Annotated in this window: 15 protein-coding genes; 7 read left to right on the top strand and 8 right to left on the bottom strand. The window is 69.2% G+C overall.

Going from position 1 to position 19,226, the window contains the following annotated elements; genetic code table 11:
• Positions 1-23: 23 nt before the first annotated feature.
• On the bottom strand, positions 24-2,849 hold the full coding sequence (secA, locus tag AB0N06_RS31880) for a preprotein translocase subunit SecA (RefSeq protein ID WP_366138178.1): 2,826 nt from the start codon (positions 2,847-2,849) through the stop codon (positions 24-26).
• Positions 2,850-3,089: 240 nt separating this feature from the next.
• On the opposite strand from secA, the gene AB0N06_RS31875 reads away from it, so the two are divergent.
• Both AB0N06_RS31875 and AB0N06_RS31870 read left to right on the top strand, forming a co-directional pair.
• On the top strand, positions 3,090-3,713 hold the full coding sequence (locus AB0N06_RS31875) for a GNAT family N-acetyltransferase (protein ID WP_366138177.1): 624 nt from the start codon (positions 3,090-3,092) through the stop codon (positions 3,711-3,713).
• Positions 3,714-3,747: 34 nt separating this feature from the next.
• Entirely contained in the window at positions 3,748-4,923 is a 1,176-nt protein-coding gene (locus tag AB0N06_RS31870) for a crosslink repair DNA glycosylase YcaQ family protein (protein WP_366138176.1), read from the top strand.
• Between the two features lie 24 nt (positions 4,924-4,947).
• Here the strand turns inward: AB0N06_RS31870 and AB0N06_RS31865 are convergent, their stop codons facing one another.
• The 7 genes from AB0N06_RS31865 to mtnA all read right to left on the bottom strand — a co-directional run bounded on the left by AB0N06_RS31865 (position 4,948) and on the right by mtnA (position 13,493).
• Entirely contained in the window at positions 4,948-5,700 is a 753-nt protein-coding gene (locus tag AB0N06_RS31865; RefSeq protein ID WP_366138175.1) for a response regulator transcription factor, read from the bottom strand.
• Positions 5,701-5,886: 186 nt separating this feature from the next.
• Entirely contained in the window at positions 5,887-6,576 is a 690-nt protein-coding gene (gene raiA, locus AB0N06_RS31860) for a ribosome-associated translation inhibitor RaiA (RefSeq protein WP_366138174.1), read from the bottom strand.
• 322 nt (positions 6,577-6,898) lie between these two features.
• Complete coding sequence (locus AB0N06_RS31855) at positions 6,899-7,630, bottom strand: ComF family protein (protein ID WP_366138173.1); 732 nt, start codon at positions 7,628-7,630, stop codon at positions 6,899-6,901.
• 148 nt (positions 7,631-7,778) lie between these two features.
• Positions 7,779-9,596 (bottom strand): LpqB family beta-propeller domain-containing protein, encoded by a 1,818-nt coding sequence (locus tag AB0N06_RS31850; RefSeq protein WP_366138183.1) that lies wholly within the window; start codon positions 9,594-9,596, stop codon positions 7,779-7,781.
• Positions 9,597-9,630: 34 nt separating this feature from the next.
• A complete protein-coding gene (mtrB, locus tag AB0N06_RS31845; protein WP_366138172.1) occupies positions 9,631-11,655 on the bottom strand; it encodes an MtrAB system histidine kinase MtrB in 2,025 nt (674 codons plus the stop codon).
• 1 nt (position 11,656) lies between these two features.
• Positions 11,657-12,346 (bottom strand): two-component system response regulator MtrA, encoded by a 690-nt coding sequence (mtrA, locus tag AB0N06_RS31840; RefSeq protein ID WP_187740742.1) that lies wholly within the window; start codon positions 12,344-12,346, stop codon positions 11,657-11,659.
• Positions 12,347-12,350: 4 nt separating this feature from the next.
• On the bottom strand, positions 12,351-13,493 hold the full coding sequence (mtnA, locus tag AB0N06_RS31835; protein WP_366138171.1) for an S-methyl-5-thioribose-1-phosphate isomerase: 1,143 nt from the start codon (positions 13,491-13,493) through the stop codon (positions 12,351-12,353).
• Between the two features lie 140 nt (positions 13,494-13,633).
• On the opposite strand from mtnA, the gene AB0N06_RS31830 reads away from it, so the two are divergent.
• The 5 genes from AB0N06_RS31830 to AB0N06_RS31810 are packed head-to-tail and all read left to right on the top strand — an operon-like array spanning position 13,634 to position 19,069.
• Positions 13,634-14,830, top strand: coding sequence for a hypothetical protein (locus AB0N06_RS31830; RefSeq protein ID WP_366138170.1), 1,197 nt, complete (start codon positions 13,634-13,636; stop codon positions 14,828-14,830).
• A gap of 4 nt (positions 14,831-14,834) precedes the next feature.
• On the top strand, positions 14,835-15,524 hold the full coding sequence (locus AB0N06_RS31825) for a DUF4129 domain-containing protein (protein ID WP_366138169.1): 690 nt from the start codon (positions 14,835-14,837) through the stop codon (positions 15,522-15,524).
• On the top strand, positions 15,521-16,750 hold the full coding sequence (locus AB0N06_RS31820) for a DUF4350 domain-containing protein (protein ID WP_366138168.1): 1,230 nt from the start codon (positions 15,521-15,523) through the stop codon (positions 16,748-16,750). The genes AB0N06_RS31825 and AB0N06_RS31820 overlap by 4 nt, the downstream gene beginning before the upstream one ends.
• A complete protein-coding gene (locus AB0N06_RS31815) occupies positions 16,747-17,748 on the top strand; it encodes a MoxR family ATPase (RefSeq protein ID WP_366138167.1) in 1,002 nt (333 codons plus the stop codon). The genes AB0N06_RS31820 and AB0N06_RS31815 overlap by 4 nt, the downstream gene beginning before the upstream one ends.
• 10 nt (positions 17,749-17,758) lie before the next feature.
• Positions 17,759-19,069, top strand: coding sequence for a DUF58 domain-containing protein (locus AB0N06_RS31810; protein WP_366138182.1), 1,311 nt, complete (start codon positions 17,759-17,761; stop codon positions 19,067-19,069).
• Positions 19,070-19,226: the final 157 nt, after the last annotated feature.

Raw genomic sequence — 19,226 nt, 5'->3', positions numbered from 1 at the left:
GCAGGACGCAGGCGCAGCCGCACCTACTTCTTGCGGCGCCGCCCCCCGCCACCGCTCTTCTGCGCCTTGCGTCGCTCCGCCCGGGTGAGCCCGTCCGACTCCGACCCGGCCCCACCGTCACCGTTGGCGAAGTCGCCCTCGACGACGCCTCCCTCCCCGTCCACCGTGGGGGCGGAGAAGTGCAGCCGGTCCGGCCGCTGCGGAGCGTCGAGCCCCTTGGCGCGGATCTCGGGACGTGCCGCAGCCGCAACCGCGGCGTCCTCCTTGGCAAGCGAGGTCCGCTCGGCCGCATCCTGCACCGGAACCTCCTCGACCTGCTGCTCGACCTGGACCTCCAGGTTGAACAGGTAGCCGACGGACTCCTCCTTGATGCCCTCCATCATGGCGTTGAACATGTCGAAGCCCTCGCGCTGGTACTCGACCAGCGGGTCCTTCTGCGCCATGGCCCGCAGGCCGATGCCCTCCTGGAGGTAGTCCATCTCGTAGAGGTGCTCACGCCACTTGCGGTCCAGGACGGACAGCACGACGCGCCGCTCCAGCTCACGCATGATGTCCGAGCCGAGTTGCTTCTCGCGCTCGTCGTACTGCTCGTGGATGTCGTCCTTGATGGACTCCGCGATGAACTCGGCGGTGATCCCGGCCCGGTCCCCGGTCGCGTCCTCCAGCTCTTCGACGGTGACCTTCACCGGGTAGAGCTGCTTGAACGCGCCCCACAGCCGGTCGAGGTCCCACTCCTCGGCGAAGCCTTCGGCGGTCTCCTGCCGGATGTAGTCGTCGATGGTGTCGTCCATGAAGTGGCGGATCTGCTCCTGCAGGTCCTCGCCCTCCAGGACGCGACGGCGCTCGCCGTAGATGACCTCGCGCTGCCGGTTGAGCACCTCGTCGTACTTCAGGACGTTCTTACGCGTCTCGAAGTTCTGCTGCTCGACCTGCGACTGCGCCGACGCGATCGCCCGCGTCACCATCTTGTTCTCGATCGGCACGTCGTCCGGCACGTTCGCCATCGACATCACGCGCTCGACCATCTGCGCCTTGAACAGCCGCATCAGGTCGTCGCCGAGCGACAGGTAGAAGCGGGACTCGCCCGGGTCGCCCTGACGGCCGGAACGACCGCGCAGCTGGTTGTCGATACGCCGCGACTCGTGCCGCTCCGTACCGAGGACGTACAGCCCGCCGAGCTCCTTGACCTCTTCGAACTCCGCCCTGACGGCCTGCTCGGCCTTCTCCAGCGCGGCGGGCAGCGCGGCCGCCCACTCCTCGACGTGGTCGACGGGGTCGAGACCGCGCTGGCGCAGCTCCGCCTCGGCGAGGTCGTCGGGGTTGCCGCCGAGCTTGATGTCCGTACCGCGGCCGGCCATGTTCGTCGCCACCGTGACCGCGCCCTTGCGGCCGGCCTGGGCAACGATCGTCGCCTCACGGTCGTGCTGCTTGGCGTTGAGGACCTCGTGCTGCACACCACGCTTGGAGAGCTGCTGCGAGAGGTACTCGGACTTCTCGACCGAGGTGGTGCCGACCAGGATCGGCTGGCCCTTCTCGTGCTTCTCGGCGATGTCGTCGACGACCGCGGCGAACTTCGCGACCTCGGTCCGGTAGATCAGGTCCGACTGGTCGGCGCGGACCATCGGCCGGTTCGTCGGGATCGGCACGACGCCGAGCTTGTAGATCTGGTGGAACTCGGCGGCCTCGGTCATCGCCGTACCGGTCATGCCGGACAGCTTGCCGTAGAGGCGGAAGAAGTTCTGCAGGGTGATCGTGGCAAGGGTCTGGTTCTCGTCCTTGATGTCCACCCCTTCCTTCGCCTCGATCGCCTGGTGCATGCCCTCGTTGTAGCGGCGGCCGGCGAGGATACGGCCGGTGTGCTCGTCGACGATCATGACTTCGCCGTCGATGACGACGTAGTCCTTGTCCTTCTTGAAGAGTTCCTTGGCCTTGATGGCATTGTTGAGGTACCCGACGAGCGGGGTGTTCACCGACTCGTAGAGGTTGTCGATGCCGAGCCAGTCCTCGACCTTCGCGACACCGGGCTCGTGGATCGCGACGGTCCGCTTCTTCTCGTCGACCTCGTAGTCGCCGGTCTCCTCGATGCCCTTGAGCGGATTGCCCGCCTCGCCCTTCTTGAGGCGCGTGACCAGCTTGGCGAAGTCGCCGTACCACTTGGTCGCCTGATCGGCCGGGCCGGAGATGATCAGGGGCGTACGGGCCTCGTCGACGAGGATCGAGTCGACCTCGTCGACCACCGCGAAGTTGTGGCCGCGCTGGACGAGCTCGTCCGCGGACCACGCCATGTTGTCGCGAAGGTAGTCGAAGCCGAACTCGTTGTTCGTGCCGTACGTGATGTCGCAGGCGTACTGCTCACGTCGCTGGGCCGGCGTCATGTTCGCGAGGATGCAGCCGACGGTCAGGCCCAGGAACTTGTGGACCCGGCCCATCATCTCGGAGTCGCGCTCGGCCAGATAGTCATTGACCGTGATCAGGTGCACGCCCTTGCCGGAGAGCGCGTTGAGATACGCGGGCAGGGTGCCGACGAGGGTCTTGCCCTCACCGGTCTTCATCTCGGCCACATAGCCGAGGTGCAGCGCCGCCCCACCCATCATCTGGACGTCGTAGTGGCGCTGTCCGAGTACTCGCTTGGCGGCCTCACGGACCGTCGCGAATGCCTCGGGGAGCAGGTCGTCCAGGCTCTCGCCGTCCGCGTACCGTTCCTTGTACTCGTCGGTGAGCGCCCGCAGCTCGGCGTCGGAGAGGTTGACGAAGTCCTCTTCGATGGAGCTGACCTGGTCCGCGATGCGGTGCAGTTTGCGCAGGATCTTGCCTTCGCCTGCACGCATGAGCTTGTTGAAGACGGACACTGAGGCTGGTCTCCTTGCCGGTCGGGCCTGGCACTGGGTCGTGTGATGGACGCTGGCACGGGCACGGCAGGTGAGCCCCACCGCAACGGCCATCGTAAGCGAGGACCCCGCCGCGCCGGGAGGGCTGCCGCCGCGTTGAGCCCGCTGTGCCCTTTCGATTCAACGGATGGCGGACTCGGAAGGTGCCGGGAAGCGCGAAAACTGGTCGCATCACCGTTGGCACCTCACCAGAATCCGTACATGGAGCCGATCACCCTCACCACCGAGCGTCTGCTGCTGCGCCCCTTTCGCCGGAGCGACGCGGACGAGGTGTACGCCGCCTGTCAGGACCCGGACATCCAGCGCTGGACGGTCATCCCCTCCCCGTACAGCCGGGCCGATGCCGAACTCTTCACGGAGAAGCTGTCCCCCAGCGGCTGGCAGGACGACTCCATGTACAACTTCGCGGTGGTGCACCGCGACAGCGGGGTGATGACCGGTGCACTCGGCATCGACCGCCGCACGCGGCTGGGCACGTACGAGGTGGGGTTCTGGACGGCGAAGGAGCACCGCGGTCTCGGCTATACGACGGAGGCGGTACGGGCTGCCGCCCACTGGACGTTCACCGCACTCGGCGGGGACCGGCTGGAGTGGCGGGCCGAGGTCGGCAATGTGCCCTCGCGGGCCGTGGCGCAGCGGGCGGGCTTCCGCCTGGAGGGCGATCAGCGCTCGGGGCTGCTGAACAAGGGCGTGCGGCGGGACACCTGGGTCGGCGCACTGCTCCCGTCCGACCTGGCCTTGCCGGGCGTCCACCCGTATCTGCCGGCGAGGTCCCCCGTCGGCGTGGCCTCCTCCGGCCGCACGGACCGGTCCACCGCTCCGTGAACGAATGTCAGTGCGGCCCTCTAGGGTTCGGTCCATGACGCCTGTGCCGCCTCCCGCTGCCGAACTCTCCGCCGACCAGGCACGCAGGATCGCCCTGCGCGCCCAGGGCTTCCTCGGGGCGCCGGACCGCCGGTCGGGGGTGCCGGGAGTGCTGCGGCACCTCGGCGCCGTACAGCTCGACACGATCTCGGTGCTGGCCCGTTCGCACGAGCTGATTCCGTACGCGCGCCTCGGCGCCGTCGGACGCCGCACGATCGAGGACGCGTACTGGTCGGGCGGCCGCACCTTCGAGTACTGGTCGCACGCGGCGTGCATCCTGCCGGTCGAGGAGTGGCCGCACTTCGCGTTCCGCCGCCGCTCCTACCGCGCGCGCCCGCAGTGGAACCACGATCTCCCCGACGGGGCGTACGACACGGTGATCAAGCAGCTGCGCGCCGAGGGACCGCTGACCGCGACGGAGCTGGGCGGGGCGAAGAACGGCGGGGAGTGGTGGGACTGGTCGGCGTCGAAGGTCGCCGTCGAGCGGGCCCTGATGTACGGCGAAGTGGTGTGTACCGAGCGGCGCGGCTGGAAGCGGGTGTACGACCTCGCAGAGCGTGCGCTGCCCGATTCCGTGCTGCATGACGATCTGGACGACACGGAATGTCTGCGCCGGCTGGTCGCACTCGCCGGGCAGTCCCTGGGAGTCGGCACCCGTACGGACATCGCCGACTACCACCGGCTGAAGGCCGAACAGTTCGACGCGGTGGTGGCGGACTCCGGGCTGGTGCCGGTGACGGTGGAGGGCTGGGCGAAGCCCGCCTGGGCCGACCCGGCAGCACTGGCTGCGGAGCCGCGTGGACGGCACCGTACGACGCTGCTGTCGCCGTTCGACTCACTGATCTGGGAGCGGGCGCGGACGGAGCGGATCTTCGGCTTCACCCACCGCCTGGAGGCGTACGTCCCCAGGCCCAAGCGGATTCATGGGTATTTCGCGATGCCGCTGCTGGCGGGCGGAAAGCTCCAGGGCCGGGTCGATCCGGCGCGCGAGGGCATGACTCTGGTCGCTCGGCAGGTGTCCCTGGCAGGCAGGAAGGCCGTGGCACCGATGGCCGAGGCGCTCGTGGAGGCGGCGGCCTGGGTCGGCTGCACGGCGGTCCGGGTGGAACGGGTGGACGCACCGGAGCTTCGCGAGGCGCTCAGCCGGGAAGTCGCCCGCGCCCTCGGCTGACCCGGCTGTACCGGCGCACCCGATTCACCTGATCTCCAGGATCTTCTCCCGCATGGCATAGACCACTGCTTCCATCCTGGAGTGCAGCTGCAGCTTCTCCAGAATGTTGCGGACGTGGTTCTTCACGGTGTTCTCGGAAATGAACAGTTCCTTCGCGATATCGCGATTGTTCATGCCCGTGGCAACCAGTTTGAGGACTTCGAGCTCCCGGTCGGTGAGCCGCGGCGCCGGCACCAGCCTGCGCTCGTCGGTCCGCTGGATCATCGACTTGAATTCGGTGAGCAGTTTGGACGCCATGGACGGGCTGATCTGGGACTGCCCGTCGGCGACCGCGCGGATCGCTGTGGCCACCTCGTCGGTGGAGATCTCCTTGAGGAGATAGCCGGTGGCACCCGCCTTGATCGCGTCGTAGAGGTCGGCCTCCTCGTCACTGATCGTCAGCATGATGATCTTCGCGCTGGGGGCCACCTCCTTGATGGAGGTGCAGGCCTCGATGCCGCCGCGCTTGGGCATCCGTACGTCCATCAGCACGATGTCGGGCAGCAGGTCGGCCGCCTTGTCGACGGCCTCCGCCCCGTCCCCCGCCTCGCCGACGACCTGGATGTCCTCCTCCTGGGCAAGGACGATCTCCAGACCTCTGCGGAAGAGCGCATGGTCATCCACCACCAGGACGCGGATCGGCTCCTTGCCGGAACTCTCCGTGTCCGCGCCGGTGTCGGCACAGGCAGTGTCGTCGACATCATTCGCATCGCGCACGGGCCCGAAGGTGTCCGCCATCGTTCCTCCCCCTGAAGGCCACGGCCTGAAGTTCACAAGCTGTCCGCCAACGACACTTCACAGAGCACCGTTTGGCTTGGGACGTCATGATTCCATGCCTGGACGTCAGAGCGGTGGTCCTGTGGTCCCACTCGGGTGCCCCTGGTGGCGTGATTGCGCCCCCAGGGGCACCACCGATGCGGGGCGTCAGCCGCCGAGCGCACCGCCTGCGCCGCCCGCCTCGTCAGCGGCCAGCGGGTCGGTCCTCAGATGAATGACACCGTAGTCGTAGGCGTGCCGTCGGTAGACGACACTGGGTTCCTTCGTCTCGGCATCGACGAACAGATAGAAGTCGTGCCCGACCAGCTCCATCTCGTAGAGCGCCTGATCGAGCAGCATCGGTGCCGCGACGTGCGTCTTCTCGCGCATCACCAGCGGCCCTTCGCCCTGCACCTCGAGCGAGCCGATCCTGGTGGTGGGTACGGACTGTGCCGCGCCTTCGCCGGCCAGGTCACCCTCGCTGTTGAACGACGCCGCACCCGGCACGGTCTCAGCGACTTCGGCAGCGGGAATCCGGCCGTTGCCCCGGCGGCTGTAGCGCTTGTCGTGCTGCTTGCGCAGCCGCGCCTCCAGCTTGCCGGTGGCCAGGTCCAGCGCTGCGTAGGGGTCGGCTGCGGCCGCTTCCGCACGAATGACCGGTCCCCGCGAGCGAAGCGTGATCTCCACCCGGTCGGAACGGTCGGCCTGACGGGGGTTTGGCTCCTTGGACACCTCGACGTCGAGGCTGATCACCTTGCCGTCGAACTTCTGGATCTTGTCCAGCTTCAGCTTCTCGGCCACGTGCTTGCGGAACCGCTCGGGCACCTCGGTCTTGCGGCCCTTGACGACGATGTCCACGCAGAACTCCGTTCCCGGATCGCTCCGCTCGGCGGCGGAGCATCTCCCTTTTGCACCAGGCTCCGGTGATCGCCGGAGCCGCGGACTCGGTGGCTTCGACCTCCTCCTCCCCCATCCGGGAGGTGTCCACCCCACCGACTTTTCAGCTTTTGGGCTACCGGTGAGTTACCTGCCCGAAACCTGGGGGTGCATTCGTCGAGGTCCGGCATTCACCATTCCTCACCACCGAACATAGCCTGCTCAGCCGGATGTCGGCACCCGCTACTCGCACGTACCTCCGTTCAGGGGTCTTTGCCCACTCACTACCTGCAACGATGAAAGTTCATGGGCAGTTCCGGTTTATTTCGAAGGCGGACGGAGACGCTGCAACAACGGCCGCCTGCCGCATTCCGGGATCCTTGTCTTCGCGCAGGCCCGCCGCGACGAGCGCGCGTGCCGCCTCGGCCAGCGAGGCCCCGGTCGTCAGAAGGTCGTCCACAAGCACCACCCGTTCGGTCGCAAGCAGCCGCTCACCACCGGCCACCACCTCCAGCGCGCCAGCCAGATTCTCCTGTCGCTGCCGGGCACCGAGCCCCGACTGATCGGCCACCGGCCGCCGTTGCCTCAGTACGGATGCCACCTGCACCCGCACGCCACCGCGCCGCAGCTCGCCCGCGGCCGACAGCGCGATCCTGCGCGTCGGATCGTGCCCGCGCGCCGCCACCACCCGCCGCGCCGACGGCACCGGAACGAGCAGCAGTGATCCCGGCCGACCGCCCACCTGCCCCGTCCCGGCCCTGACTGCACCCGCCAGCGCCCTGCCGAGCTCCCGCGACAGTCCTAGTACGCCACGCTCCTTGTGGGCCAGGAGCGTCGCCCGTACCGCGTTCTCGTACGCCGCGGCGGCATGCACCACCGGCAGCCCGGCCGGCTCGGGCGCCGGCCTCACCCGTCGCGGCACCGCTCCGTGAAGCGCCGCCCGGCAGTCCTCGCACAGCTCGGCCCGCGGCCCGCCGCAGCCGCTGCAGGCCACAGGCAGGACCAGCCCGGCGATCTCCCGCCACCACCCCCGCATGCCTCCACTGTGCGCCCACAGCACGAACCCGGCCACCCCTGTGGAAAACGCTGCCGTCCCGAACAGGAGGGAGCGCCCCTCGCCACGCGATCAGGGTTGGTCCGGGGCACCCCGAAACCGTTGGTCGGGGGGCTCCCCGGACCGGGGCTCAGCCCGGATAGACCAGCGACGATCCCTTCTTGAGCACCGTCTGCCAGTTGTCCCCCGGCGACAGCTTCACTATCCCGTCGTCCTCGGTGTCCGCCATCAGCGGCAGCTGCTCGTCGTCCGCTGCCGCGACCGACGACACCTGATTCGCCCCGGGCAGCACACCCGACGCCGGTGCCGAACCGTCCACCTGGACATAACGCACCTGCTGTACGCCACCCTGCTCCTTGCCGACCACCACGAGGCGGCTCCGGCCCGACCAGGACATCGCGGTCACGTCCGCCAGCTGCGGCGCGGCCTTCCGCAGCTCCACGACGGAGACGTCCTGCAGGGTGTCCGGATCCCCCTGGCGCTCGATCCGGCCGATCTTCAGCGTGGTGTGGCCGTCCTCGGTCAGCAGCAGCGCGATCCGGACACCGTCCGCCGACAGCCGCAGCGCCTCGATCCGCGCGCCGCCCAGGTCCGGCACCCTGACGTTCGACGGCTCGCCCGTACCACCGGCCAGCCGCAGCAGCCTGCGATCATCCGGATTCCGGTCCGCCACCCAGAGATCACCCCGCCCGTCCCAACTGGGCGCCGACAACCGGTCCTCCGGCTTCTTCGCCCTGCTGGTCACGGCGGGCCTGGGGAGCTCACCCGCCGAAACGACTGAGGCGACGTACAGAGACGCGCTGTCCTGCGAGACCGCCGCCGCCAGCTGCTCGTCGCGGGCCACGCCGACCGTGCTCATCCGCACCGGTCCGTCACCGAGCGGGCCGGCCACCGGCTCCGGATCACCGCTGCCCTTGTTGCTTCCCGGGATGCGCTGGACATGGCCCTCGTCATCGACGAAGTACTGGCTGTCGGGGGCACCCGAGGAACCGTCCGGAGCGAACTCCTCCGCCTGGCCCGAACCGAGGACACAGAGCGACGAACCGTCAGACCGCTGCAGCTCGACCTGCTCGACCCGGGCGGACGTCAGATCGCGCACGGTGTACAGCACCTGAGAGGCCATCATGCGACAGGAGCGCTGCCCGACGCCGTCCGCCTTCTTGTTGAGCGGAACCTTCAGTACGTTGCGGTCGTCGGGCGCCAGCGCGGTGACGCCCTTGCGCAGGACCGTACCGGTGGGGAAACGGGAATCGACCACCGGCCGCAGCCAGTTGGTCGGTCCCTCGACGAGACTGCGGACCGTCTGTGTCACGGTGTCCATCCCCGTGATCGGATCCGTCCGGTTACGCACATAGACAGGGTCGGCGACCAGCGTCGACTGATCTGCCGCCGGCCCGGTGGCGAAGTAGTACTTGTTGACGGAGCGGTAGAGCCGCTTGAAGTCGGACTGACCGAGGAGCAGGCCGTCCGGCACGAAGTCGATGCGCCACTCCTTGCTGCCGTTCTGCCGCACCAGGTGCAGGCTCCGACTGAAGGCCGTCGGCGCGACGGGCTGGTAGGCGTTCTGCGCGTCCACCGTCGCCACCTTGTCGCCGGTCAGCGTGAAAGTGAGCTCCGTACTGCTGCGGTCGCTGTCGCGGACCGGGCGCTGGCTCCGGTTCGGCGCCTTGGAGAGCACCGTGGTGAAAGCGCTCGGCTTCCAGGTGCGCGATGCCTCCTTCGTCAGGTACTTCCGGGTCGTCCGGAAGCCTGGGTCGTCACTCGTCATGGACTCCAGGAAGCCGTCGACCACCTCATCCGGAGTGGCGTTTTCGCGGGGCGCCACCGCGTACACCTGTACCTGGGAGTCGCCGGGCTGCGAGGCGTCAACCGCCTTGATGTCCCCGGTGACGGGCATCGAGCCGCACGCGGACAGCAGCACGACGCCGCATCCCAGCAGAGCGATCATCCCCACCGCACGTCCACGGCCGCCCTCACGACGGTCAGCGCCCACGAGTCGTGTCCTCCCGATCCGGGTCCTGCGCAGCAGAGTCGATGGTGTCGCCCGGCCGGTCCTCGGGGGGGCGGGCGACCACACGGGCGCCGTTACCGGGCAGGGCGGCCGGATTCACCGACGCCGGCGCCGTCCGGGGAGCCGCGGGGGCGCGCGCGGGTACAGGCAGTGGCGAACGGTCCGGGCCGCCCAGCTGGGTCGGCACCGTCGTGAGCCGGTGCTCGCTCCCGGTCGTACCGACGTCCGCGGTCAGCCCCCGGTTCTCCCGGTTGCGTCGCGAGTCCTCGGGCTCCAGCGGTATCGGGGAGCCACGCAGCGGCTCGTCCGCCGTACGCGGCAGCGTCAGCCGGAACTGCGAACCGCCGCCCGGCTCGCCCCATGCCTGCAGCCAGCCGCCGTGCAGCCGGGCGTCCTCGACGGCGATCGACAGTCCGAGACCGGTGCCGCCGGTCGTCCGTGCCCGCGCCGGGTCGGCGCGCCAGAACCGGTTGAAGACCCGGGTCGCCTCGCCGGGCTTGAGTCCCACGCCGTAGTCGCGGACGGCGACGGCGACCGCGCCTCCGGCCACCCCCATCCGCACCACGACGTCCCGACCCTCACCGTGCTCGACGGCGTTGACGACAAGATTGCGCAGCACGCGCTCGACGCGCCGCGCGTCGGCCTCCGCGATCACCGGCTGCTCGTCGCCGACCACCCGGATCCGGGTGCCCTTGCGGTCGGCGAGCGGCTCGGCGCCGCCGATCACGCGCCGGACGACCTGCCGCAGGTCGATCGGTTCGGCCTCCAGCGCGGCGGCACCCGCATCGAACCGGCTGATCTCCAGCAGGTCGGAGAGCAGCGACTCGAACCGGTCGAGCTGATCGCCGAGCAGTTCAGCGGAGCGCGCGGTCACCGGATCGAAGTCGACGCGTGCCTCATGGATGACATCGGCGGCCATCCGTACGGTCGTGAGCGGCGTCCGCAGCTCGTGCGAGACGTCCGAGACGAAGCGTCGCTGCATCCGGGAGAGCTCCTCCAGCTGCTGGATCTTGAGCTGAAGGTTCTGGGCCATCTTGTTGAAGGCCTCACCGAGCCGGGCGATGTCGTCCTCGCCGGTGACCTTCATGCGCTCCTGGAGTCTGCCCGCGGAGAGCCGCTCGGCGATGCCCGCAGCCATCCGTACGGGGGTGACGACCTGCCGCACCACGAACCAGGCGATGGCGCCGAGCAGCACGACCACGAACAGTCCAGCGGTCGCGAGCGTGCCCTTGACCAGGGTCAGGGACTTCTCCTCCTGCGTCAGCGGGAAGAGGTAGTAGAGCTGGTACGGGTTGTGGTCGATGTCGTAGAGACGCTTGCCGACGACAAGCCCGGGCTGCGACTCCTGCCCGTTCGCATACCGGATCAGGGAGTACGTCTGGAACGCGCCGGGCCCCTTGTCCACCGCCTCCCGCAGGCTCTGCGGAATGCTGGCCGCTTCGACACTGCCCGAGCCGCGCGGCGCACGGCTGCCCTCGTCGGCGCTGAGTGCCACCACATTGAAGGCGTTCTTGCCGCCGCTGGCGAGCTGGTCGACGAGCTCCGTCCGCCACGAGTTGTTGGCGGTCGTGCCGTCCCCGGCGTCACCGTCCTGCCCACCGGGGGTGAGCGGAGCATTCGCCTTGTCCTGGGCCGCCGCGAAACCGCCGGCGGCCTGCGTCTGGGCAGCCTTGCCCTTCGCGTCGAGCAGACCGTTGCGGACCTGCCCGATCACCACCAGGCCGAGCAGGAGCACGACACCGAGAGACATGAGCAGCGTGCCCGCGACGACCCGCAGCTGCAGGTTGCGCCGCCACAGCCGGACGGCGGGCAGCAGCGGACGCCGCACCCAGCGCATCAACAGTCGCGGCACAGGACCGCCGGGCGCCCGGTCGTGGAACAACCGGCCGCCCTGCAGAAGACGTCCGAACGCGGACGTCCTGTGTCCGGAACCGGTAGCCCGCCCCGTACGGACTCCCGGCTCCCCGGGCTTCGGGGCAGCGCTACCCAAGGACACGTCAGCTCGGTCCGGCCTTGTAGCCGACGCCTCGGACGGTCACCACGATCTCCGGCCGTTCCGGATCCTTCTCGACCTTGGAACGCAGCCGCTGGACATGCACATTCACCAGCCGGGTGTCGGCGGCGTGGCGGTATCCCCACACCTGCTCGAGCAGCACCTCACGGGTGAAGACCTGCCACGGCTTGCGGGCGAGCGCGACCAGCAGGTCGAACTCCAGCGGGGTCAGGGCGATCGACTGTCCGTCCCGCTTCACGGAGTGACCGGCCACATCGATGACCAGGTCCCCGATGGTCAGCTGTTCCGGTGCCGGCTCCTCGGACCTGCGCAGACGTGCCCTGATCCGGGCAACCAACTCCTTAGGTTTGAACGGCTTGACGATGTAGTCGTCGGCCCCTGACTCCAGGCCCACCACCACATCGACGGTGTCGCTCTTGGCGGTGAGCATGACAATCGGCACACCCGACTCGGCCCTGATCAACCTGCAGACCTCGATACCGTCCCGTCCGGGCAGCATGAGATCGAGCAGGACCAGGTCCGGCTTGGCCTCTCGAAATGCGGCAAGTGCCTTGTCGCCGTCCGCTACGAACGACGGCTCAAACCCTTCACCACGCAGCACAATCCCGAGCATCTCGGCCAGTGCGGTGTCGTCGTCGACGACAAGGACGCGTCCCTTCATAATCGACATCATCCCATTAGCTAATCGTCACCTGCGATGATCTGGCACACAGCTCTGCCAGCCCGACCCCCGTGACCGGGGAAACTGCGCCCTCCTCCGTGACGATCGCCGTGATCAGTTCCGGCGGCGTGATGTCGAATGCGGGGTTGTATGCCTGGGTTCCCAGCGGTGCGACAGGCAGTCCCCCCACTTCTCTACCCGCCCCGACCCAGGACGATGTGAGCTCCGTCACTTCCCGCCCGGGGCGCTGCTCCACGATGACCGATGCCCCGTCCGGGGTCTGCAGATCCACGGTCGTGGTCGGCGCCACCACAATGAACGGCACGTGGTGGAATTTGGCAAGCACCGCCAGCGGATAACTCCCGACCTTGTTCGCCACGGACCCGTCCGCAGCAATGCGATCGGCCCCGATGAGCACGGCATCCACCTCCCCCGCGGCGAACAGCGAACCCGCGGCATTGTCCGTGAGCAAGCTGTACGCCATCCCGTGGCGCGCCGCCTCGTACGCGGTCAGCCTGGCCCCCTGAAGCAGCGGCCGCGTCTCGTCCACCCAGAGCCGTCGCAGCTGTCCGGCCCGGTGTGCCCCGAGCGCCACAGCAAAGGCCGTGCCCTCACCGCCCGAGACAAGCGCCCCCGAATTGCAGTGGGTCAGAAGCTGGTGCCCGCCGCCGGGCAGCAGCTCTTCGAGGAGCGCGAGCCCGTACTGCGCCATGCGCCGACTGGCCTCGGCATCCTCCCGGTGCAGCGCCTCGGCCTCCGCCAAGGCCACCGCGGCCGCCCGCTGCGCGTCCTCGCCCTTGCCCAGCGCCGCCCGGTACGCCCACGACGCGCGCCGCACCCCGTACCCGAGGTTCACGGCGGTGGGCCGCGCACGCTCCAACAGCCCAGAAGCCTCTGCCATGTCGTCGCCCCGGGCCGCGGCCAGAGCGACCCCGTAGGCCCCCGCAATGCCCAGCAGCGGCGCCCCGCGCACGGCCAGCGTCTGAATGGCCCGCACCAGTGCCGGCACATCCGTACACAGCAGCTCGACCTCTTCGGCAGGCAACCGCGTCTGGTCGAGGAGCGCCACTGCGGGGCCTTCCGGGGGCTCGGCCCAGCGGATGGAGGGAAGCGCGGAAGGCTCGATGCCCACCGGCGATTGCGCGTCCAGATCAGCCATCCGCCCAGTCTGCACCGTGAGCCGCCCGCATATGAAGGTAAGACGGTGATGGAGCACCCGGCCCGTACCGGAGCAACGCGTGGCACGATGGCTGCCAACCTGCCGCCCCGGTGAGCGGACAGGACCGTGAAGGAGCGAGAATGAACGACACTCCGGGCTGGGCCTCGCCCGGATCCGCCCCCTCCGACGGCCAGGAGGCGGGCGTCCCTCGGCCGTCCGAGCCCATCGACGGCAGCGGCCCTGCGGGAAACTGGTCTTCCACGCAACCGCCGGCAGGGCAGTGGTCCCCACCGGGCACCTCCGGCCCCGGCGCACCGCCACCCACCCCCGGCTGGGGCGGCAGGCCGCAGGCAGCCGGCTGGGCTCAGCCGCCCGCTGCCGCGAAGCCCGGGGTCATCCCGCTCCGCCCGCTCGGCGTCGGAGAGATCCTCGACGGTGCGGTGTCCACGATGCGCGCGCACTGGCGCACGGTTCTCGGCATCACCCTCACCGTCTCCGTCATCGCCCAGGTCACGATCATCCTCGTGCAGCGCTATCTGCTGCCGGAACCCGCCTCGGTCGACCCGAACGCAACCGGCGCGGAGGCACTCCGCCAGGCCGCCGACTCCATGCAGTCGAGCCTGATCTACAGCGCGCCGTCGACGCTCGTCACCCTGATCGCGACGCTCTTCACCACCTCTGTGCTCACCATCGTGATCAGCCGCTCGGTGGTGGGCCGTTCCGTCACGCTCTCCGAGGCGTGGACCGAGGCCCGGCCCCGCCTCCTTCAGCTGCTCGGCCTGACCCTGCTCCTGACCCTGATGACCGCCGCCATCATGGCGGTGGGCGTGCTCCCGGGCGTGCTGATCGGCTCCGCCGCCGGCGTCGCTCTCGCCCTCCTCGGGTTCCTGGCAGCCACCGCCGTCGTCATCTGGCTGATGGTCCGCTTCTGCCTCGCCCCGCCGGCACTGATGCTGGAGCGGCAGTCGATCACCGTCTCGATGCGCCGCTCCGCGAAACTGGTGCGCGGCGCCTGGTGGCGGACGTTCGGCATCCTGATCCTCACCTGGCTGCTGACACTCATCGTGACCCTGATCATCGCGATCCCGTTCGGCATCATCGCGATCGTCATGGACGGCAACGGGATGGGAGCGTTCCTCACCGGGAAGCCCACCGACTTCGGCTGGCCATTCCTGATCGTCTCCGGTATCGGCGAGGTGATCATCTCGACGATCACCTACCCGCTCTCCGCCGGTGTGATGGCCCTGCTCTACGTGGACCAGCGCATCCGTCGCGAGGCACTCGACCTCGAACTCGCCCGGGCTGCAGGCCTGCCCGGCTACGACACCAGGAGCTGATGCCGTGACGGGGGCGGGGGGCGCGACAACAGCACTGCTGCTGATCCACGTGAGCAGCGACATACCGGTGGACACTCCACGTGTGCCCGCACGCGAAGCGGCGAGGCACGAGCTGTCCAAACCGGTGTACCACGAGAACGACCCGAACCTCCTCCAGCGCGGTCTCGACCGCCTCTGGGGGTGGCTCGGCGATCTCTTCTCCGCAGCCTCGAACACCGCACCCGGCGGACCGCTCGGGCTGATCGCCCTCTTGCTGGTCGTCATCGCTCTGGCCGCCGCCCTCTGGTGGCGGCTGGGCACCCCGCAACACACCACCCGCCCCACCGACGCCCTGTTCGACGACAGCCCCCGCAGCGCCGCCGAACACCGGACAGCCGCCGAGGCACACGCTGCTGCCCACCGCTGGGACGAGGCTGTCCAGGAACGCATGCGCGCCATCGTCCGCTCGCTGGAGGAGCGCGCCCTGCTCGACCCCCGCCCCGGCCGCACCGCCGACGAAGCCGCCACCGAGGCAGGCCACTCGCTGCCGGCGCACGCGCTGCCCCTCCGCGCCGCCGCCCGGGAGTTCGACGCCATCATGTACGGCGGCCGGAACACCGACCAGCAGGCGTATCTGATGGTGCGAGATCTCGACCTCGACCTCGAAAACGCCAAGCCCCTGCTGACCGCCCCGGCCCAGGGAGCGGCCTCATGACCGCGCCCACTGCCGCCTCCACCGCGCCCCCTACCTCGGTCTCCCCCACCCCGCGCCAGGTCTGGACCCGCACCCGCGGCCTGGTGCTCGCTCTTCTCCTTCTCATAGCAGCCGGAGTCGTCCTGGCCACCGCACACTCCGGTGCCCAGCACGGCCGACTCGACCCCCGCTCGGCCGATCAGCACGGAAGCCGGGCCGTCGCCGAACTCCTCAAGGACCGCGGCGTCTCCGTACGGGTGGCCACCACACTCGAGGAGGCCACCACCGCGGTCGGCCCGGACACGACCCTGCTCGTCACCACCCCTGATCTGCTGACGCCGGGCCAGCAGAGCGAGCTCCGCGCCGCGACTGCCGACTCGGCCGGCCGCACTGTCCTCCTCGCGCCCGGTTCCCCGTCCGTGGACACACTGGTCCCCGGGGTCCGCACGACGTCCACCGGACCGGTTGCCCCTCATGCACCGCAGTGCCTGCTGCCAGCAGCCCACAGCGCGGGAACCGCCGACACGGGAGGCTTCCGCTACACCGCGGATGGCCTCGAAACCCTCGCCTGCTACCCCAGCGGGGGTCTCCCCACCCTGCTCGTGGTCCAGGAGCAGGCCTCCGGCGACTCCATCGTGCTCGGCTCCGCGGACTTCCTCTACAACAGCCGTCTCGACAGCCAGGGCAACGCCTCCCTGGCCCTGCAACTTCTCGGCTCCCGCCCGCATCTGGTCTGGTACCTCCCCTCGCTCGCTGACCCCTCCGCCACCGGGAACGGCGGAGACGGTGCAGGCCGTGACGACGCCGATAACAACCGCAGCTTCGCCGACCTGATCCCGTCGGGCTGGCTATGGGGAACCCTGCAACTCGCAGTCGCCGCCGTGCTCGCCGCCGTATGGCGCGCCCGTCGTCTGGGCCCCCTGGTCACCGAACGGCTGCCCGTGGCCATTCGCGCCTCCGAATCCACCGAGGGCCGCGCCCGCCTCTACCGCAAGGCGAATGCCCGCGACCGGGCCGCCTCCTCGTTGCGCTCCGCCACTCGCACCCGCATCGCCCCGCTCCTCGGGATCTCACCCCGCAATGCTCACTCCCCCGCGGTGCTCCTTCCCGCCGTCTCCGCACGCCTCAGCACCATCGAAGGCGACCTCGACGCCGTGCTGTTCGGCACGGCGCCAGCCGATGACGCCGCCCTTGTCCGTCTGGCAGACCAACTCGACACCCTCGAAAGAGAGGTACGCATTTCATGAGCGCCCCGCCCCCAGTGCCCGCCGGGACAATCGAGACCGTCGGGAACGACGACGCAGCCCGCGCATCCCTGGAAGCCCTGCGCTCCGAGATCGCCAAAGCCGTAGTCGGGCAGGACCCCGCAGTCACCGGCCTCGTCGTCGCGCTGCTCTGCCGAGGCCACGTCCTCCTGGAAGGCGTACCCGGTGTGGCCAAGACACTCCTGGTCCGCGCCCTCGCCGCCTCACTCGAGCTGGATACCAAGCGCGTCCAGTTCACCCCTGACCTGATGCCGAGCGACGTCACCGGCTCTCTGGTCTACGACGCCCGTACAGCTGAGTTCTCCTTCCAGCCAGGCCCGGTCTTCACTAACCTCCTCCTGGCCGACGAGATCAACCGCACTCCTCCGAAGACGCAGTCATCGCTTCTGGAAGCGATGGAGGAGCGCCAGGTCACCGTCGACGGAACCCCCCGCCCCCTGCCGGACCCCTTCCTGGTTGCGGCCACTCAGAATCCCGTCGAGTACGAGGGCACGTACCGCCTCCCCGAGGCCCAGCTGGATCGCTTCCTCCTCAAGCTGACGGTGCCACTGCCGTCCCGCGACGAGGAGATCAATGTCCTGACCCGCCATGCCGACGGCTTCAACCCCCGCGACCTGGTCTCAGCAGGCGTCCGCCCCGTCGCAGGCCCCGCCGACCTGGAATCCGCCCGCGCCGCGGTCGCCAAAACCACGGTTTCCCCCGAGATCGCCGGCTATGTCGTCGATATCTGTCGTGCCACGCGTGAATCCCCCTCGCTCTCCCTCGGGGTCTCCCCCCGAGGTGCTACCGCCTTGCTCTCCACAGCCCGCGCCTGGGCCTGGTTGACCGGCCGTGACTACGTCATTCCGGACGACGTGAAAGCTCTGGCACTCCCCACGCTCCGCCATCGCATCCACCTGCGCCCCGAGGCGGAGATGGAAGGAGTCACCCCTGACTCCGTCATCACCGCAGTCCTCGCCCACGTCCCCGTACCCCGATGAGGCAGTGACCGTGACCCTCACCGGACGAACAGCGCTACTCGCCGCCTTGGGGTCACTCCCCGTAGGCATCCTTGCCCCAAGCTGGACGGGCATGCTCGCGGTCAATGCCCCGCTCTCTCTAGCAATTCTGTGCGACTACGCCCTGGCCGCGCCAGTGCGAACGCTCCAGTTCACCCGATCCGGTGACACAACCGTTCGACTCGGCGATGGTGCGGAAGTGCAACTGACCGTAACCAATGCGTCGCGTCGGCGCCTGCGCGCGCATCTCCGCGATGCCTGGCCACCCAGCAGCTGGCTCACGGGTACGGAACAGGCGGCGTCCCGCCACAGGCTGGACATCCCAGCAGGTGAACGCCGCCGCCTCACCACGCACCTGCGTCCCACTCGCCGCGGCGACCGCCGAGCCGAACGCATCACCGTACGCTCGTACGGGCCACTGGGCCTGGCAGCCCGGCAGGGAAGTCATCAAGTTCCGTGGACGGTGCGCGTACTGCCGCCGTTCACCAGCCGCAAGCACTTGCCGTCCCGACTCGCCAGGCTCCGTGAGCTGGACGGACGCACCAGCGTCCTCACCCGCGGCGAAGGCACGGAGTTCGACAGCCTCCGCGCCTATGTCCCCGGCGACGACACCCGTTCCATCGACTGGCGGGCAACGGCACGGCAATCGGCCGTCGCAGTCCGTACGTGGCGCCCCGAGCGGGACCGCCACATCCTCATCGTCCTGGATACCGGTCGCACCTCGGCAGGCCGAGTCGGTGCTGTGCCCCGCCTCGATGCTGCAATGGACGCGACGCTGCTCCTCACCGCTCTCGCTGCGCGCGCCGGCGATCGTGTGGACCTGCTCGCGTATGACCGCCGCATCCGCGCCCAGGTCCAGGGACGCGCCGCAGGTGAAGTCCTGTCGGCCATGGTCACTGCAATGGCACCGCTCGAACCTGAACTGGTGGAAACGGACGCCCGAGGACTCAGCGCCGCGGCCCTGGCAAGCGCCCCTCGTCGCTCTCTGCTCGTGCTCCTCACCAGCCTGGACGCGGCTCCCATCGAGGAGGGTCTGCTCCCTGTCCTTCCCCAGCTGACTCAGCGCCACACGGTGCTAGTGGCTGCCGTGGCCGACCCGCACATCGAGCAGATGGCCGAGTCCCGGGGCGCGGTGGACGCGGTCTACGAGGCGGCAGCGGCGGCCCAGGCCAAAGCTCAGCGGCAGCGCACTGCAGAGCAGCTCCAGCGCCATGGCGTAGTGGTCGTCGACGCCACCCCGGACCATCTGGCCCCGGCTCTTGCCGATGCCTACCTGGCCCTCAAGGGAACCGGCCGGCTCTGATCCAACACTCCCTGCCAACCACACCACGCACTCACCACGAGGAGCCGTGGTTGTCACCTGCCCGTGAACGCAGAAAAGCCCCGCACCAGAGGTGCGGGGCTTTCCCGGAATAATTGTTCGGCGGCGTCCTACTCTCCCACAGGGTCCCCCCTGCAGT

The organism is Streptomyces sp. NPDC051020 (assembly GCF_040683105.1).
Taxonomy (GTDB): Bacteria; Actinomycetota; Actinomycetes; order Streptomycetales; family Streptomycetaceae; genus Streptomyces.
This window is presented reverse-complemented; position numbering and strand designations above follow the sequence as displayed.